This window comes from Helicobacter sp. MIT 05-5294 (assembly GCF_000765675.1).
Classification (GTDB): Bacteria; Campylobacterota; Campylobacteria; order Campylobacterales; family Helicobacteraceae; genus Helicobacter_D.
This window is the reverse complement of the sequence record NZ_JRPA02000001.1, coordinates 174,217-191,942: the sequence shown is the minus strand read 5'-3', so window position 1 is coordinate 191,942 and position 17,726 is coordinate 174,217. Positions and strand designations below refer to the sequence as shown.

The following is a 17,726-nucleotide window of genomic DNA, read 5'->3' as shown; positions in this document are numbered from 1 at the left end:
AAGGAAATTCTGTTGTAGAATTCTCTTAGGCTCATTATTGTGGATTTGCTTCATTACGCTACTATGACGCAATGGTTGAAATTTCTCCCTTACGCTTCTTTTTCAAACTTCGTAGCCCTTAGTTTGTCTTTTTCGTCTAATTCTGCAAACTTTACCATGTTTTCTACACTCTGGATTTTGTAAAGCGTAGAAGCGATGATTTCTTTGCCGTCGCCTGTGGTGAGGACAAAGGCGGTGCGTCCATTAGCGAAGGCTTCTTTGCGGATAAACTCTACTCCGAGTTCTGCTAGAGAAAAAATACCACCATTGGCATCTGTGCCTATTTGGCTAAAATCTAGTTGGTTTAAGTCTTCTTCATTCATAGAGGAAGCCTCACTCATCGCACTTGCACGCTCACCTTTGCTTGTGAGATTAAACTCGCCATCACTGCTCCAAAGGTCGTCCAAACTAATAGACATTGTCCTTCCAGAATCAAAAGCAAGGGTAAGCATTCCATTATCATTCAGCTTCATTCCCACGACAGAATCCACATCTTGAAGCGCGTTGGCGTATTTTTCTGCAGTTTTTGGATTGTTTAATCCCTCATAAAACTCTTTAAACTTCTCCTCGCTAAACTTCATTCCGGTGATGACTTGAAATTCGCGCTCTATGGCGAGTTTGTTACCCTCACCATTGTAATAATCTTTATACATACTATTAAACCTAGATTTCACATCGGCTAGATAGTTTTTATCGCTTTTATCAAAAAACCCAAATGTTATGCGCTCTAGCCTTGTATCTCCATTTAATCCGACTTTGTTATAAGCCAAGTTTAGTGAGTTTGCCAAATCCTTAAAGACATATTGCTTTTGCCCATATTCATCAGTTTTTGTTTTGGTGAAGTCTATCCAGCCATTTTCATCCGCGCTGTTTTTAAACATTTCTTTGAAGCTACTCTTTTGGCTATCATCAAGCCTTTTATAGCTCTCTTCAGGGCGAAAAAGTGAAGTGCCATTAACTACCTTTTGTTTTTGCCAAATGATACCATCTTGTTCGTAAGTAGAATTCTTTTTCCATTCATCAACATCTTTTTGTGTATTAACAAACTTTGTCAAATCTAACGCATTATAAACATCACTAAGTTTTAAGACCACTTCTTCACCACCAGAGTTATAACCTCTAAGTTTCAGCTTATCAAAGAAATCATCTTCAGAATCTAAAAATCCGTCTTGATTAATATCTAAACCAACTAGTTGCCCTACACTTTCTAATGTCCCCACACCATATTGGTCGTTATCATCGTCTAAATCCAAAAATACTTCCATTTGCCCCACAGGCGTATCCAAATACTTACTTGTTCCTTTGGAGTTAAAGAAAGTTCCCACACCATCATTGTAACGATTATTACCATAACCGCCATAGAGAATATGATCGTATGAATTTGACTCAAAATAATGCAACTTTTGATAATTCAAAGTATTCCATGTATCAGGACGACCAACACTATAAATCCCAGATAAACTTAAAACATTTCTAACGCGAAATTTCGCTTCCATTGCTCTAGCTTCATATTCCGCTTTTGCTTGTGCTTCTGCAGCTTCCTTTGCGCGTTGTGGGGCATTTGCCTCATATTCTTGTCGCACTTTTTGGTATTCTGAATCATTGAGATTTACCACTCTAGCATTTTCTACTTCTATTTTTGTAGGAATTGGCGAAATAGTGTTTGAATTGACTTTGTCTATCATGATTTCTCCTTATTTTTTGACTCTAAAATCCACTGCTAGGATATTGCCTGTGGTATCATCATAATAAATATCAAAATCATTAATTGTAATGATAGAAGAACCTGCCCCAACTAATATTTTATAAGCTTCTAAGCCTAGAATATTAATAGGTGTATAATCAAAACCACCTGCTGAAAAGATTAACTTTTCTTTAGCATTATAATTATCCATTAACTCAAACATTGTTTTAATGGTTGGTTCATAGAAAACCTCTTTGACATTAATAACTTCCTTGTTGTTATTAATTTCTGCTGCAGCAAAAACTCTAAACATTCTATTTCGCTGCGCTTCGTCTTCCAATTTAATCACTTCCGCACTAAGTGTTTTTTTTACTAGTTCTTCATCGCTTCCATCTTGCGCTTTCCAGCCCAACTGATAATTGTATCCATCTTGCATAGCTTGAATATAGACCCATTTACCAATTGGGATTGGTTTATTGGTAACCACACTTTGACTTGCATAATTGGAAGACATTTTGGTTGTAATTGAAAGTTTTCCAGAAGATAAAAGCTTGATATGGAAATAATCTGTAATATATCCACTGCCATATTCTTGGCTTTCATTTCTTTTAAATAATGTAAAGTCATTATCAAAATAGCCATAATTAAGCTTTATCCATAGTCCAAAACTATTTATATGTGGTATTCCCCATTCGGAATATTCGGCATTAAAGTTATGTCCTCCATTATAATACTCAAAAGGGCAAACATTCCTCGTTTTGAAAGTTTTTGTAGTTGGATCCCATTGGCTTACTACATAATCTTTATATTGTGAATCACATTGCTCTAGCACTGCTCTAGCATCAATAGTGAGCAATTCCCCCTTTGATAATCCCGGATTATTTCTAGTATAAAAAACTATCAAAACAGGATTTCCCGCACTATCACTTAAAGTTAAATATGATTCTGTATTTTCATCAAACGCTAAACTGCCCCAAGGATATAGATTCCCTCCTTTTGCACCTTTTTTTACTTTAAGCGCACTCTTGTTTTCCTTTGGGAAGTTTTGTAACGCTTTTTTCGCTTCTACTCCGCTTAAAGGCTCACTGATTTGCACTTTAGAATCTGTTTGTGCATTAGATAGAGTGCCTAATACACCACATAAAACTAAACTCAAAAGACATTTTCTTAGCATTTTCTCCTCCTTGTAATTATAAATTATTTTTATTATATCGGATTTTTTTGCAAAAAAGTTAAGAGAATGAGGGAAATATCGTGTAGGCGAGATTCTTCATTGTAGATTGCCACAAAAATTTGTGCAAGTATGGGCAAATTGCTATGCAATGTGCCTCGCAATGACGAAGGGTTGTTTTGGCTAGATTGCTACGGCTTCTCGCAAGAACGCATAGTATGTAATATTATGGATTCCAAAACACAATCCAAATGCGTAGAAATAATGAGAATTTCCTAAAAATTTTGTTACAATTCGCCCAAATTCACAACATAAAGTTAGAGAAATGAAACACAAAATATTTTTAAAATCCAAAAAAGGATTTTTTGGGACTTCAAAAGGCAAGGAACACGCATTTGGCGGACAATATATGCCCGAGATTCTTTATCCCGCACTTCAAGAACTAGAAGAGGCTTATTACAAATATGTCTTAAACTCCAAAGAATTTAAACGCGAATTACGCGCTTTATATAGGGATTTTATCGGGCGTCCAACTCCTTTAATTTATGCCAAAAATGCGAGTAAAATCCTCAACAATGAGATTTATTTGAAGTTTGAAGGCTTGGCAAACACAGGGGCGCATAAAATCAACAATGCAGTCGGGCAGGTTTTGTTAGCCAAAAAAATGGGCAAAACGCGCATTATCGCTGAAACAGGCGCGGGACAGCACGGACTTGCTACGAGTGCTGCTTGTGCGAAGCTTGGAATGGAATGCGTGGTGTTTATGGGTGCGCGCGATATTAAACGACAATTTCCCAATGTGTTTAATATGGAACTTTTAGGCGCAAAGGTTGTTAGCGTGGAGAGTGGAAGCCAAACCCTCAAAGACGCGGTTAATGAGGCTTTACGAGAATGGAGCAAAGAAAGCAAAAACACTTTTTATGTGCTTGGAAGCACACTTGGACCCTATCCTTATCCCGATATTGTGCGAGAGTTTCAAAGCATTATCAGCGAAGAAATTTCTAGACAAACCAAAAATTTCTTCAAGGGCAATCCAGATATTATGATTGCGTGTGTTGGTGGTGGGAGCAACTCTTTAGGATTCTTTAGCCATTACCTAAAAAGCTCCGTGCGATTAATTGGTGTAGAAGCCGGAGGGAGAGGCAAAGGAATCGGAGAAAATGCCGCGCGTATGGACAATCCAAACGCGCATCTTTGCATTGCACAAGGCTACAAAAGCCTATTTTTAAGCGATAAATATGGCAACTTGCTAGAAACCTACTCCATCTCTGCGGGGCTTGATTATGCAGGGGTTGGTCCTCAATTAGCACATTTAAAGGAAATTGGGCGCGTAGAGTTTTTAAGCGCGTTAGATAGCGAAGCATTAGAGGCTATGCAGTTTTTTGCCAAAACTGAAGGAATCCTCGCCGCTTTGGAATCAAGCCACGCATTAGCTGGGGCTTTGAAAATCGCCAAAAGCGTTAAGGGGCAAAAAATTCTTGTCAATATTTCAGGACGCGGAGACAAAGATATTTTCATCACTGCAAAAGCACTGCAAAAAGAGCGTTGGAAAGAGTTTCTCACACGAGAAATAGAAGAAATGCAAAACCATCACACAAAGCAAAACTAAAGGAATCTGAAATGGAAAAAATTGCTTTAATGGGGCATATTGTCGCAGGGTTTCCTAGCTTTGAAGAAAGCTTAGAAGCGGCGTTTGGAATCGCACAGGGCGGGGCGGAGTTACTAGAAGTGCAATTTCCATTTTCTGACCCAAATGCCGATGGAATCGCGATTGCAAATGCGTGTGAAATCTCTCTTGCTAAGGGATTCAACACAGATTTAGGGTTTGAGTTTATCGCGCAATTACAGCGCAAATTCGCACAAAATGGAATCACAACCCGATTGCTCATTATGACTTATGGGAACATTTTGTTTTGTTATGGTTTGGAGAAGTTTTTACAAAAAGCTAAGGATTGCGGGGTTTATGGGTTAATTGTGCCGGATTTGTCGTTAAATCACGATGAAAAACTATTTTCAAAAGCAAGAAAAGTGGGCTTGGAAAACATTGCGTTAATTGCGCCACAAACCAAGCCTAAACGCATGGAAAAGCTAAGTAATGCGAGTGGTTCGTTTGTCTATGTCGTCGCGCGTAATGGAATCACAGGCGATACCACAAAGATTGATGAATCGTTGATGAAGTATCTTAAAGTCGTCAAGAAACATTGCCAAAAGCCCATTGCGCTAGGGTTTGGAATCCAAAGCAAAGCACAAATTGACGCGTTGCGCGGAATCGTGCCAATCGCGATTGTCGGAAGTGCCTTTGTGCGCTATATCGGAGAAATTAGCAGAAAAACTGATGAGAAAGGCGAGACAACACTAAACGAGATTGCCGATAAACTCTGCGCCTTTACTAAAGGACTTTTGGGGGATTAAGGAAATCCAAAGGGATTCCACATTGCGCATTACGCTATCTGTCGTCATTGCGAAGTGGCAATCCAAGCTAAAGAATCTCGCCATTGTAAAATCCTCTCTTGTTTAAAGTTATAGATTTGCAAGTGTGGGCAAACTGCTCACGCAGTGTGCGCCGCGTTCGTTTCACTCATTCGCAATGACAATAAATGTGCGCTTCAGCTTTGCTTTGCAATGACACAAAAAGTTTATTTTGCCCTAAAACAAGCAATCAAAGTGTCTGTTGCTCCAAGTGAGGCGAGGGTGGATTCCCAATTTTTTTGGAACAAAGCATCATCAATGAAGTTTTTCCATTCTTTTTCTCCCGCAGGTTTTCCAAAGGCAAGCCAATAGAGGTTATTAGAAAATGGATATCTTTGGATTCCTTTGACAAAATCCACTTTCAAACCCGCCTTTTCCCCGAGCTTTCTTAGAGTATTTGGAGTGAAATAATACAAATGCGCACTCCAATAAATAAAGTCTTGATAGGATTTGTTTTTAAAAATAGTCAATAAAGCGTCATTGGCATTAGGCACTTCTACGATCATCTTGCCATTTTCTTTGAGTAATTGGGCTAATATGATAGGGTCTTGCAAATGCTCTATCACATGAAAGGCTGTGATAATATCATATTTTGCCCCCCCCCCCCGCTAAATCTGCTATATTTCTAGTTAAAGGAATCTTGTGCTGTTTGTAAATGGGCGCAACTTGCTCTTCTAACTCTACGCCTCTAACACTTTTGGCAAACTCTTGCGCTAAAATCAAGAATCCCGCATAACCACTTCCAAAATCCAAAATATCTTTTCCTGCAATCATAAATTTAACAAATTCAAATCTTCTTTGTTGTTGAATTTTCCTTTCTTTTTGAAAAAGATTAATGGTTTCTTGAAGGTTGTTTGGATTGTATTCTCTATTTGCTGACTTGAAGAAATCAAATCCTAACACATTCCATTGTCTTTATAAAACTCCTCACTAGTCTTTTGAGATTCCAAAAACACCAATCCACATTCATCACACTCAAAGATTTTAATACTTGGATTGTCTCTGACTTTCCCCTCTCTTGTGTGATTTTTTCCACTTCCACATAAATAACATTGCATTTTTACTCCTTTGAAATTAAGTTTTATTTAATAATTTTAAGAATCTTTTTTATTCATATAAATTGCATCAGCTATATAAAACTCTTGCGGATAGTCAATATCCACACTTTCTACTTCATCTACCTCAACAATGCAAGGGTTTATTCCTACTCTCCTTTGAAGCATTTTAAATGTATCTCTTCTAAAAGCAAATATAGCTGGAATCTCTTCATACAAAATTGGCAAGTCCTGCGTTCTTGGTATGTTTTGCGGGTCAAAATTCAAAGCATTTTTATCTGATTTCCACAAATGCTTTTGAATCTTTCGCGCTGTAAATGCGGAATCAAACTCTCCAAGCACTAAAGATTCCACTGCTTGATTAAAATGCTCTACGCTAACAAAAGGACTTGTGCAATGACAAAGACAATAAATATCCGCTTCCACCTTATCCATAAAATCTCTGATAATGTCTTGAGAGGTTGTTTCTTGGGAATCTAATGTTTGAGGTCTCTTCAGAAAAGAAACTTTGGCGTTCAAAAAAGGCTTAATGGACTCATCTGAACAAAATACATAAAATTCATCAATATGCTTAACTTGGATAATTTTTTCTAAAAAATAAGTTAATAATACCTTGCCATCTCCGAATTTCTTAAGGTTTTTGCCCGGAAATCGCTCATTATTTAGCTTAATTGGAACAAAAGCCACAATTTTATGCTTCATTGAATCACTCCTTGTTTTGAATTAGTTTGTCTTAAGTTTTTTATTAGTTTGTGTATTTTTGGACAGAATTGTAAACAGAGAAATATTTGCCCCAATATAAGTTTAAGCGAATCTTTACTTAGTCTATACAAGAGAACATTTTGTGGGTAAATCCTATGGTAAGATTCTAACTTATGGCTTATGAAGATAAGAATCCTAGAGTTTATATCAATCTGAAATTTCAAAAAACTAGAAAATAAAAAGCGGGAAAATAAAATTTGGAAATATTGGAAATAAAGGTAGATTAAATAAAGCAGGATAAAAGGAAGAGAATTACCCCCCCCCCCCCCGCAGAATAGCATAATATTTGCTTGCAAGCTCAAAGTCTGCTTCTGTGTCAATATCTATTGTCGTAATATCATCAAAAGGCATATAATAAGGCTTCGTGCCGATATGATATTGATTGCTTTCTATGGTAGAGCGTTTGAGCAAAAATGCACTCCATAGGATTTCATAGATTTTTGGCAAATCCTGCGAGACTTTGTGCCAATTACCAAAATTAAAATTAAGCGGGATTCCACTTTCGCTGATTAAATGGTGGCGAATCGTTTTTGTTGCCACAATGCTATCAAAGCCCAAATTTTGGATTTTATTCCAAGAATCTAGCATAATTGTGAATTTATCAAATAATGGGTTAGTTACTTGAACCCATAAAATATCATCATTATCGCTTGGAATCTGCTTTAAGATAAATCCTATTAACTCACTTTGTTTAATTGCATTACCTGTTAGCTCTTGTTTTCTTGGTAAAAAATTAAATCCATATTGTTGGCATAAAGATTCTACTTTGCCCTCCCTGTCTTCACTTGAAATATAGATTTTACTAGGATTTAAATCCGCATTGATGAGTTGTCGCGCTTTAATATCAAAAAGGCTCATTTCTTTATAAAAAGGTCTAATGTTTTTCATTTTTACCCTTGCTGAAGCAAGTTGCAAAGGGATTAAAACCTTGATATTTTGATATTTATTCTTCATTTAATTGCTCCTATTTTATTGTTCGTTTCACTGCCTTGTAATGACGACAAGAAATTTTTCATTTCCTCTCCTTTAATCCTCTTTTGATTTGTGGCACTTCTTTGAAATAGAATCTCAAATATCCTCCTTTAAACCAATCCTTATCTGCTTGCATTAATGCTTCACCTAATCTATAAGTCAAACATTGTTTTTCTTTAATTGCTTCTTTATAGTCTGGATAAGATTCTAGTTTTGGAAGTTTTAAGCTAGGATTCTTTGCTACTTTTTCTTGATATTTTCTTTGTTCTTCTCTATGGGATTCTTTAATGTAGCTAAGCACATAAGGCATTCTAATATATCCCCATGACTTTTAGAGTTTAGAATCAAAGCACGACCTAGTTTATAGGCTAAATGGTTGTGGATTCGCACTTTAGCATTATCCAATTCACTAATACGCCTAGCCTTAATAACACTCTCTTGAATCAATAATTTTTGGTTAATTTGAGAATCAGATAAAAGAATCCTTAGTTTTGCATTCTCCTCTTCTAGCGTATCAATGGAGCTATTAGCTGATTGCAATGGTGCTCTAATAGAAAACCAAGGATTAGAAGATTCATTTCTCGTCACCCAACAAATGTTATAGAACTTGATTTCATCTTATGGCATTAGCTTAATGAAAAGCCTAAACGATTTGACTTCTTTAGGGAAAAAACACTTCTTTGTCTCTAAAAAATTCATTTTATCTACAAAAACTCTTTTATGATATTCATCATAGCCGACAATCAAGACAAAAGAACCATTTTTAGAAAAACCATTGACGGCAAAATTGTATTCCATACCGCTTTCTATCTTATATGACTTACTTGTATTGACGCTAAAAGGGGCAAAGTTTTCAGCGACAGAAAGATAGGAACTTTTATGTTGTTTCAAAGACTTTAGAGCGTAGAATCTCTTTTGGCTATTATGATTACTAACAAAACCTTTCCCGTCAAAAATAATCTCTCGTTTTTCAATGTTTTCAAAGCTACTTAATGCGTTTTTAACAAAGCCTATAAAACAATCTGGATTAATACTATAACCAACGGTGGAGAGATTTTGTCCTTTATGCCCAATATCCACTACATACTCACTCGGCATAATGATTGTATTTGGTTGAAAGCATATTAGACATTGTCTAAAGCCCTCTTTAGAACCAAATGCTACGCCATATGCTCTAGCAAATTTTGCAACCCAGAGAGAATCCGTCCAAAAACCTGTTATAAAAAATGAAACTCTATCGGCTAAATACATTTTTTCACCCGATGAAAATCCTACTGAATTAATGATTTGAACTTCTTTGAATAAAGATTTGATTTTTTCTGCAAATTCATCATCGGCTTTTGCGCTTCTAGAATCTGCTAAAAATTCTTCTCTTGTCGTATAGCTTGATCGCGTCATACCATCTAAGATTACACAGAGATTATCTTTCATATTTTTAAATTCTAGAATAAGCTTAATGATTGTCTCTTCTTTTTCTCTCCAAATCCGCTTTTCCCACAAATATTAATCCAGAGAACAAAAGCGTCTTTAGGTATTGTATGGTGTAGTTGGCAAGAAAAAACATTATATTTCTTAATCCAGTGATCGCATTCATCAAAACAAACCCTTATATTTGTTCTTTTTATTTTCACAACCCCTCTTTTAGATTCCAAACAATACCGATTAAGTGCATTGATGTCTTTAAATTTTAAGACATTAATGCCTTCTGCATCTTCTAATGTCGAAAAATCAAAAAATGTATCTCCTGTTGTGATTGCAATATCGGGTTTGATTCTATTATTGCCAAACAATGAATAGTAATAATTCATATGCTCATAAAAATGCCCAGGTCTTGAATACGAAAGATAAATCATCAAAGACTGTTGATTTAGACGATTTGCTCCCTTGTTTGCATCAATAACGCGCAAACAAGATTCTAATGGTTCTTCCAATTCCTTTCTCCAAATCAAAATTGCCTTTTCGGAGGGAATGATTGCGAAAAATGGAATAGCGGAAGTTACAGACCAAAATGATAGCGTTTTGGATTCCAACCACATATAACAAAACTTTCCCCTTATTATGTTCTTCTTGATTCTAAATTCTTCACTTCCAAAATTAACAACACCTGTTTCTACCATTTTTATGAAACTATCTTGCGAATGCAATCGTTGTATTCTGTCCTTAATTGCTTTATTTTTATATTCACTCATTAATATTCGCTTAAAATCTTTAAACTTCATTGTGTTTTCCTTGTTTGAAGAATTTTTCTCCGCACTAAACAAATCATTTAATATCATGCTTACGCGTTTATTTTGAGGATATAAAATTGCATGATTTATTTTATTGAATCCTATAAAAGCCGTAAATTTGAATAATGATTGATTTTACATTTCACACTTTTTTCAAATAAAAAATAATTATGCCCCCCCCCCCCCTTAAAATTTGCTTAATTTAATTTTAATGCGATAAATTACTTGGAATTGGATTTGTTGAAGAAAAATGGGTGAAGAGAAATCACGCTTGGTTTTGGATTCTAAACCCAATGTGCAGATTTATAAAACGCCGTTTTGGAAGATAAAAGCGCGTCTAAAGTAGGTTTTGTAAATCAAACTAGCATTAAGATGAGGATTGCCAATCTCTGCAATCTCTTCTAATTCTTGTAGCGGTTGGACTCTGCCCTCGCAACCCGCGAAAAATGATACAGCCAACAAAAAGATGAAAATTGATTTTTTCATTATAAGCCTTTTATGTTTTATTGCCAAGAATTATAAGAAACACTTGCAAATAATTTTCAAAGAAGTTGTTAAGATTTTGTGTAGTTTGATTGTGGTAGGAGTGCAAATTCGCCATTACAAAACCACAAACAGCTAGGGATTCAGGATTTTCTGCTTTTGCGGTCTGCGCAATGACGATGAATGTGCTTTGGCTTTGATTTAGACGGGCTGGTTTCTATCGTCATTGCGAGAATTGCAACGCAATTCGTGGCAATCTACAATATAGAATCTCGCCATTGTAGAATCCTATTCTGTTTAAAGTTATGGATTGCTTTATCGCTTCGCTCCTTGCAATGGCGAAAGGGTGCTAAGGTATGTCATTGAGAGTTTTACAAAAACTCGCGGTGTGTATTTGCTCATTCATAATAACACAATATCTACCTTATCATCATTGCAAGGAGGTGGGATTCCACACTTAAAGTCAAAGCTTTTAAGAATCCCTAATTATTTCCTTTAGTGCGCTTAAGAGTTGATTGATTTCTTCTTGTGTGTGCGTGTAATGCACATTTAAGCGCACCCAACCGGGCTTTTGGGAGAAAATCTCCCCATCTTCTAGCCCCAACAAATCATGCCCATAAGGTCCTGCGCACGAGCAACCTGCACGCGTTAGAATCCCATATTGCTTAGATAGCCTATACGACACTTCAAAAGGCGAGATTCCGCGAAGATTAAAAGAAAAAATCCCCAATTCATTATGCGCCAAATTCCCATAAGAAAGAATCTTTGGCTCATTTTCTAAAAACTCCCTAAACTGCGTGATATAAGGAATCTTAGCAGCGCGTATCCATTCTTGCCCAATTTCTTCGCGCAACGCATAGCCCAAAAAACTCCTCAAAAACTCCAAGATTCCGGGAGTTCCCGCCTCTTCACGCCTTTGTTCTTGCGCATAATACTGCGCACTTTTGCGCGAAACATATCCCACGACACCTCCACCACAAAAGGTAGGCGGTAAGGTTTTGTCAATCAAAGCACAGGAAACAATCAAGATTCCGCTTCCGCCAATTCCACCTAAAAGCTTATGTGGTGAGAGAAAAATCGCATCATAAAAGCTTGGCGGAATATCCAAATACGCCGAAGTGCTTGCGCAATCAAAGCACACGATTCCCCCAAAAGAACGAATCAGATGAGAGATTTTATCAAAAGGTGCAAGGATTCCGCTCACATTAGAACCCAACGCGAAAGAACCGATGATTTTACGCCCAGCATTTGCGCTTAAAATGGACTTCAGCGATTCCAAATCCACCAATCCTTGCGCGTCTAGCCCAATGCGCACGACTTCGCACAATCCCTCTCGGAAGCTCAACTCATTGCTATGATGTTCATAAGGTCCAATAATCACCAAAGGAAGTGAAGAGGGATTCCACGAAGAATCCAACCCTAAAACCTGCTTCGTCTTAGGCGGAATATAAATACCTAACAACTCTTGAAACTTCTTAATTGCCGCACTTGAACCAAACCCACAAGCAATTAATGCAAAACTAGAATCCAAACCAAAAATCTTTTTTAGCCTCTCGCGCGCACCCTCATACAAGGAGCTTGTAAGTTCCGCATGGGAGTTACTTGTCGAATGTGTGTTGGCATAAAATGGCAGAATCTTACGCATTCGTGATTCCACACATTGCGCCGCTAATCCGCTTGCAGTCCAATCAAAATGGTGGAATCCTGTTTGCAAAATACATTCTTGGCGCAAAACTTCTCGTTTGGATTCCTTATCATCGGGCAGATTCTGCAAAAGCGGCTTAAAAAAATCTTGAATCATTTTTAAGATTCCTAAATAAAATTAGTTTTTAATGCACATTTTACCACAGATTTAGGGCAAATTATTCTAAAGTAAGTTATACTTCTAGCTTTTATTTATGGAGTTTCAAGCCTTATGGAAAGCATTATCACCTTTGGTATTATTGCTATTTTGATTGTTGTCGCACCCTTTTTAAGCTCACTTTTGCGTTTGCCTCTTGTGGTTACAGAGATTCTTCTCGGTGCGATTGCTTTTCATTTCGGGCTGTTTTCACATTCGGATTCTTTAAGCTTTATCGCGCATATTGGATTCTTATTTTTGATGTTTTTATGTGGCTTAGAGGTGGATTTGAAGACTTTTAGCAAACTCGGAATCCACTTCTTAAAATCCGCATTTATTTACTTCGCGATTCTTTATGGCGTGGCTTGTTTGTATGTTTTAAATGCAGGTTTGTCTAAATTCTACATTGCCGCTTTGCCCGTGATGAGCTTGGGTATGATTATGGCATTGCTCAAAGAATATCCCAAAAACACGCCTTGGTTGCAACTCGCGCTCAATGTCGGAATCTTAGGTGAGTTGATTAGTATCGTCGTGTTAGTCGTGCTTAATGGCGCATATTCTTATGGGTTAAATTGGGAATTGTATCGGACTTTGCTTGTTTTGTTTATCTTCTTAAGCGCAATTGTTGGAATCTTTAAAATCGCGGATATTTTGTTTTGGTGGTTTCCTACTCTTAAATTTTTCTTCATTCCCAAAAATGCAAACAAAAATCAAGATATTCGCTTCAGTGCAATGCTATTTTTAATTCTGATTGGAATCACGCAAATTCTAGGCTTGGAGCGTGTGCTTGGAGCATTTTTAGCCGGTATGATTTTGGCGACTTATTTCCACCACCATAAAGGCTTGATTGAAAAACTAAATGATTTTGGCTTTGGATTCTTTATTCCTTTGTTTTTTATTTTCGTCGGCTCTACGCTGGATTTGAATCTTATTATGCAAAACCAACAACTTTTTTCGCTCACCCTTACAATTATTCTTATAATGGTTGCTTTACGCTTACTTGGGGCGTTTGTCGCGTATCGCAAATACTTCAATAACGCAAAACGAACGATTTTATTTGCTTTTAGCCATTCTATGCCACTCACATTTCTCGTCGCCACCGCGCAGCTTGGGCTACAATTTAACGCTATTAGACTGCACGAATATTATGCTTTCATTCTTGCTGCACTTTTGGAGGGAATCTTTTTGACTATTTGCATTAAGCTGATTGAAAGCTATCCCTCCCAATCGGCAAAATCTTCTTAAAAGCTTGATAATGGTTGTGCCATTTACATTTACTTCTTTTGACAAAGACGACAAGCCAAACAATGCGCGGCACAAAATCGCACCATAAGGCTTAAGTCTGTAATCACGCAATAAGGACTTAACAATATAGAATCCCGCGACAAGACTTTAAGCAACTTGGTTTGCATACAGATATTACAAAATCAAATTAGCATTATAGCTATTAGATTGGAGCTTAGAATTTATGCTTTTGCTTCAAGCCTTTTTCAAACTTTTTGCGCTTGACAATGGAAAGTTTATCAATAAATAAAACCCCATTTAAATGGTCAATTTCGTGCTGAAAAGCCACTGCTAGATAATCCTCTGCTATGATTTCTTGCTTCTCTCCAAAGCGGTTCTGATAGCGGACTTTAATCGTGTTTGCGCGTTTGATTTCCTCATAAAATTCCGGAACACTCAAACACCCCTCGCTAAATACGATTTCACCATCTTTTTCTATAATTTCGGGATTGATGACTTCTAGCAAATCTTCTTTGTGCTGATTTCCCTCCTCATCGGGGATACAAATCAACAGCGCACGAATAGGCTTAGCAACTTGAATCGCAGAAATACCAACGCCGTTTTTCTCCAACATAATCTCATACATTGCATCTAGTAAACTATGGAGCTCTGCGTCAAAGGATTCCACTGGCTTTGAAACTTGCCTCAAAAGCGGATTGGGGTAAGTGATGACTTCTAGATTCAATGTTTTTCCTTGCCTTCTCCTGCAAGAACAAAAGAAACATTGCTATTAGAAGCTTTTTTGAGTGCTTCAAGGGCGTTTTTGAAGACTTCTTTGCTTTTAGAAGCAGAATCAATCTCTACGATTCCAGTGCAAACACTAAGAGAAATTTCCTCTTCGCCCAAAAAGATATTTGTGGTTGCGACTTTTTCAATCAAGCGATTTGCGAAGCGTTTGGCGGATTCTTTATCGCTATGGCTAAGCAGAATCCCAAAAACTTCCCCGCCACAATAAGCCAACACATCACTTTTGTTGGCGATTTTTTGTAGAATCTTAGAAACTGCGCGATTGATTAGCATTGTGTTTTTTTCTGAAGTAATGCGACGCGCAAGGCTTTTAGTGATTTGGATTAGCACAAGGGAGGATTTGTAATTTTCTACATGGATAGATTCTAGCTCGGCAAGGATTCTAATATCCAAAAAATTGCGGTTATAAAGCCCGTATTTTTCATCGCAGATAATATTGTTTGCGATGCTTTCAATGGCTTGAATGCTTTTATCGTAGGAGGATTTGATGTTTTGGAGTTGCGCTTTTGTGGCTTCACCTAGCTGAACCAACTCTTTTTCAAAAACCGCGATAATGTTTTGTAAGGCAATCGCATTATTAGTAGCACTCACTTCGCGTTCGTGTTTTTTAAGAATATTTTGCAAGAGTTGGAGATTTTTATAAGTCGCGCCCACTTGTTGCAAGGTGTTTGTCATATAATTCTTAGCTTTTAATACCTTATCTTCAAGCAAAGCCTGCCGCTCTGTGGGTGTTAAATCAAGGCTAATGAATTGGGTTGCATTGTCTTTAAACTGCTGTGTTTTGTCCTCTAGCAATTTTTCAAAATAGATTCTATAATTATAGGGAGTAGGTGCAATTCCATTAGCATTTAATGAGCGGATAATTTGTGCACCATAATCCTCCAAAGTATTTGCTTCTGATGAACCTGTATCTACGGATTCTCCCGGAGTTGAAGCAGTATCTAAGCCAAACGATGAGAAAGAAGAACCATTTGATGAAGCCTCTTCGATTCCATCTGTTTCAAAGCTTTGCAATCCTTCAAATGAATCAAAATCATCTTTCATCACTTACCCCCTTATTTTAAGCTCTTAGTTAAAACATTGTCAATCAATCCATATTCTTGCGCTTCATAAGCACTTAGATAGAAATCTCTATCGGTATCTTTAGCGATTTTCTCTAATGGCTGATTCGTATTAGCAGCCAAAATCTCATTCAAACTTGCCTTAAGGCGCAAAATCTCTTTCGCTTGGATTTCAATCTCTGTGGCTTGTCCTTGCGCTCCTCCTAATGGCTGATGAATCATAATACGAGAATTGGGCAGAGAATAGCGTTTGCCCTTTGTCCCACAACTAAGCAAAAATGCTCCCATACTTGCCGCTTGACCAATGCAAATCGTGCTAATATCAGGTTTCACATAATTCATCGTATCATAAATACTAAGCCCGCTTGTTACAACTCCTCCGGGAGAATTGATATACAAAAAAATATCTTTTTCTGGATCTTCAGCTTCCAAAAATAAAAGCTGTGCGACGATAGAAGAAGCTACCCCATCGTCAATTTGCCCACTTAACAAAATGATTCTATCTTTTAAAAGCCTAGAATAAATATCATAAGCACGCTCACCCCTCCCAGATTTTTCAATGACCGTTGGCACATAATAGCTCATTATGCCCTCTTATCCAACAATGCAGTTAAAATTCTATCTTCAAGCATTGCCATTTTTACTGCGGGGATTAAATTGTTATTTTTATAATATTCAAAAATCGCCTTTGGATCTTGACGCATTGCCATGGCTTCATAATAAATTGTATTGACCACTTCGTTATCTGGGACATCTATTTTATCGCGCTTTGCGATTGCGTCAATAATGAAAGTGATGCGCACACTTTTTTCTGCATTTTCTCTTTGCTCTTCGCGCTTAGATTTGAGTGCTTCAGGTTCTTTGGCAAGTTTTTCTTGCTCTTCTTTAGAAAGAGAAACCAAGCTATTCCTAAACAACAAATCCATTTCTTGGCGCACGATAGAATCCGGCAAATCAAATGTGATATTTTTGTTAAGATTTTCAATCAAAATCTCTTTTAGCTGATTGTTATAAATCTCGTGTTTTTTCTCGTTTTGGAGTTGTTGTTTGATTTTTTCTTTTAGCGTTTCAACGCTCGCATCTTTCTCTTCTGGCAAAAGCGTCTTGGCGAAGTTATCGTCAATTTCAATCTTTCCTTTTGTTTGAATCTCTAACAACTTGACTTTAAAAACGGCGGGTTTCCCTGCTAAATGCGCTGCTTGGTAATTCTCTGGGAAAGTTACATTGATTTCTTTTTCCTCTGCTTTTTTCATACCAATGAGCTGCTCTTCAAAACCTTCAATGAAAGATTTGCTGCCGATTTGCAACAAATAATTCTCCGCTTTTCCTCCTTCAAAAGGCTCACCATCAATAAACCCTTCAAAGTTGATTTTCGCATATTCTCCGTCTTTTAGTTTGCGTCTGCCATCTTCAATACCTACAAGAGGAGCTCTTGCACTTGCTATATCTTCAAGTCTTTTTGTGATGTCTTCCTCTGTAACTTCCGGAATCTTCACTTCTGGGACGCATTCTTCTACTCTATCCAAAGGAACATTAGGAGTCAAGCTCAATTCAATCTCCACTTCAATCCCATTGTCTTTTTTGTCAAACTTCGTAATGCGTGGGTCGCCGATGAGTGCTTGTGCTTCTACTTTAAGCTCTTTTAGAATCTCTTGCAAGAGTTCTTGCACACATTCTCTTTGTGCGTCTTCTTCTAGCTGTTTGCCATAGCGTTGTTTGATTGCACTCGCAGGAACATGCCCTTTGCGGAATCCGTCAATTTTGACATTTTTACTTGCAGCTTTGGTTACTTTGTCCAACTTTTGATTCAGTGTATCCGTAGGAATAACAGCCTCTGCAACCGCATTTGCACTATTAATACTTTTAACTTTCAGACTTGAGTTCATTCTTTGTATGCTCCAAAATTTAATTTAACATTGTATGGGGCTTAT

General features: G+C 37.2%; 21 protein-coding genes. 4 read left to right on the top strand and 17 right to left on the bottom strand.

The annotated features are described in order from the left end of the window. Positions 1-89 precede the first annotated feature (89 nt). Together LS69_RS00995 and LS69_RS00990 are read right to left on the bottom strand one after the other, a co-directional pair. Positions 90-1,724 carry a hypothetical protein gene (locus LS69_RS00995; protein ID WP_138121517.1) on the bottom strand — a complete coding sequence of 545 codons (1,635 nt, stop codon included), beginning with the start codon at positions 1,722-1,724 and terminating at the stop codon, positions 90-92. 9 nt (positions 1,725-1,733) lie between these two features. Beyond that, the gene (locus LS69_RS00990) at positions 1,734-2,819 is read right to left on the bottom strand and encodes a hypothetical protein (protein WP_138121516.1); all 1,086 of its coding nucleotides are present in this window, start codon (positions 2,817-2,819) and stop codon (positions 1,734-1,736) included. Between the two features lie 400 nt (positions 2,820-3,219). On the opposite strand from LS69_RS00990, the gene trpB reads away from it, so the two are divergent. Further along, the gene (trpB, locus tag LS69_RS00985) at positions 3,220-4,503 is read left to right on the top strand and encodes a tryptophan synthase subunit beta (protein ID WP_138121515.1); all 1,284 of its coding nucleotides are present in this window, start codon (positions 3,220-3,222) and stop codon (positions 4,501-4,503) included. An 11-nt stretch (positions 4,504-4,514) separates the two neighbouring features. Further along, entirely contained in the window at positions 4,515-5,306 is a 792-nt protein-coding gene (gene trpA, locus LS69_RS00980; protein WP_138121514.1) for a tryptophan synthase subunit alpha, read from the top strand. A 224-nt stretch (positions 5,307-5,530) separates the two neighbouring features. Here trpA and LS69_RS00975 read toward each other — a convergent pair whose 3' ends face one another. The 9 genes from LS69_RS00975 to LS69_RS00945 all read right to left on the bottom strand — a co-directional run bounded on the left by LS69_RS00975 (position 5,531) and on the right by LS69_RS00945 (position 10,866). Further along, the gene (locus tag LS69_RS00975) at positions 5,531-5,929 is read right to left on the bottom strand and encodes a class I SAM-dependent methyltransferase (protein ID WP_238699047.1); all 399 of its coding nucleotides are present in this window, start codon (positions 5,927-5,929) and stop codon (positions 5,531-5,533) included. Between the two features lie 19 nt (positions 5,930-5,948). Continuing rightward, positions 5,949-6,266 (bottom strand): hypothetical protein, encoded by a 318-nt coding sequence (locus LS69_RS10745; RefSeq protein WP_238699046.1) that lies wholly within the window; start codon positions 6,264-6,266, stop codon positions 5,949-5,951. Further along, positions 6,260-6,421 (bottom strand): hypothetical protein, encoded by a 162-nt coding sequence (locus tag LS69_RS10255; protein ID WP_194145361.1) that lies wholly within the window; start codon positions 6,419-6,421, stop codon positions 6,260-6,262. The genes LS69_RS10745 and LS69_RS10255 overlap by 7 nt, the downstream gene beginning before the upstream one ends. 36 nt (positions 6,422-6,457) lie before the next feature. Then, a complete protein-coding gene (locus tag LS69_RS00970) occupies positions 6,458-7,120 on the bottom strand; it encodes an acylneuraminate cytidylyltransferase family protein (RefSeq protein ID WP_138121513.1) in 663 nt (220 codons plus the stop codon). 312 nt (positions 7,121-7,432) lie between these two features. After that, positions 7,433-8,134, bottom strand: coding sequence for a hypothetical protein (locus tag LS69_RS00965; protein ID WP_202978655.1), 702 nt, complete (start codon positions 8,132-8,134; stop codon positions 7,433-7,435). A 58-nt stretch (positions 8,135-8,192) separates the two neighbouring features. After that, positions 8,193-8,462, bottom strand: a complete 270-nt coding sequence (locus LS69_RS00960) for a hypothetical protein (protein WP_194145360.1) — start codon at positions 8,460-8,462, stop codon at positions 8,193-8,195. A 308-nt stretch (positions 8,463-8,770) separates the two neighbouring features. Next, a complete protein-coding gene (locus LS69_RS00955) occupies positions 8,771-9,583 on the bottom strand; it encodes a hypothetical protein (RefSeq protein WP_138121512.1) in 813 nt (270 codons plus the stop codon). Positions 9,584-9,594: 11 nt separating this feature from the next. Then, entirely contained in the window at positions 9,595-10,371 is a 777-nt protein-coding gene (locus LS69_RS10250) for a hypothetical protein (RefSeq protein WP_194145359.1), read from the bottom strand. A gap of 312 nt (positions 10,372-10,683) precedes the next feature. Beyond that, positions 10,684-10,866 carry a hypothetical protein gene (locus LS69_RS00945; RefSeq protein ID WP_138121510.1) on the bottom strand — a complete coding sequence of 61 codons (183 nt, stop codon included), beginning with the start codon at positions 10,864-10,866 and terminating at the stop codon, positions 10,684-10,686. A 180-nt stretch (positions 10,867-11,046) separates the two neighbouring features. On the opposite strand from LS69_RS00945, the gene LS69_RS00940 reads away from it, so the two are divergent. Next, on the top strand, positions 11,047-11,229 hold the full coding sequence (locus LS69_RS00940; protein ID WP_138121509.1) for a hypothetical protein: 183 nt from the start codon (positions 11,047-11,049) through the stop codon (positions 11,227-11,229). Positions 11,230-11,335: 106 nt separating this feature from the next. Here the strand turns inward: LS69_RS00940 and LS69_RS00935 are convergent, their stop codons facing one another. Beyond that, on the bottom strand, positions 11,336-12,664 hold the full coding sequence (locus tag LS69_RS00935; RefSeq protein ID WP_138121508.1) for an aminotransferase class V-fold PLP-dependent enzyme: 1,329 nt from the start codon (positions 12,662-12,664) through the stop codon (positions 11,336-11,338). A gap of 114 nt (positions 12,665-12,778) precedes the next feature. Here LS69_RS00935 and LS69_RS00930 point away from each other — a divergent pair, with 114 nt between their 5' ends. Then, positions 12,779-13,948, top strand: coding sequence for a cation:proton antiporter (locus LS69_RS00930; RefSeq protein ID WP_138121507.1), 1,170 nt, complete (start codon positions 12,779-12,781; stop codon positions 13,946-13,948). 29 nt (positions 13,949-13,977) lie between these two features. Here LS69_RS00930 and LS69_RS10245 read toward each other — a convergent pair whose 3' ends face one another. Genes LS69_RS10245 through tig form a run of 5 tightly spaced genes read right to left on the bottom strand, consistent with a single transcriptional unit; the run spans position 13,978 to position 17,681 of the window. Further along, positions 13,978-14,115, bottom strand: coding sequence for a hypothetical protein (locus tag LS69_RS10245; protein WP_194145358.1), 138 nt, complete (start codon positions 14,113-14,115; stop codon positions 13,978-13,980). Positions 14,116-14,162: 47 nt separating this feature from the next. Then, positions 14,163-14,672 (bottom strand): peptide deformylase, encoded by a 510-nt coding sequence (gene def, locus LS69_RS00925; RefSeq protein ID WP_138121506.1) that lies wholly within the window; start codon positions 14,670-14,672, stop codon positions 14,163-14,165. After that, on the bottom strand, positions 14,669-15,778 hold the full coding sequence (locus LS69_RS00920) for a diguanylate cyclase (protein ID WP_138121505.1): 1,110 nt from the start codon (positions 15,776-15,778) through the stop codon (positions 14,669-14,671). The genes def and LS69_RS00920 overlap by 4 nt, the downstream gene beginning before the upstream one ends. An 11-nt stretch (positions 15,779-15,789) precedes the next feature. Continuing rightward, complete coding sequence (clpP, locus tag LS69_RS00915; protein WP_138121504.1) at positions 15,790-16,380, bottom strand: ATP-dependent Clp endopeptidase proteolytic subunit ClpP; 591 nt, start codon at positions 16,378-16,380, stop codon at positions 15,790-15,792. Then, a complete protein-coding gene (gene tig / locus LS69_RS00910) occupies positions 16,380-17,681 on the bottom strand; it encodes a trigger factor (protein WP_138121503.1) in 1,302 nt (433 codons plus the stop codon). Before tig ends, clpP begins: the two co-directional genes overlap by 1 nt. Positions 17,682-17,726 lie beyond the last annotated feature (45 nt).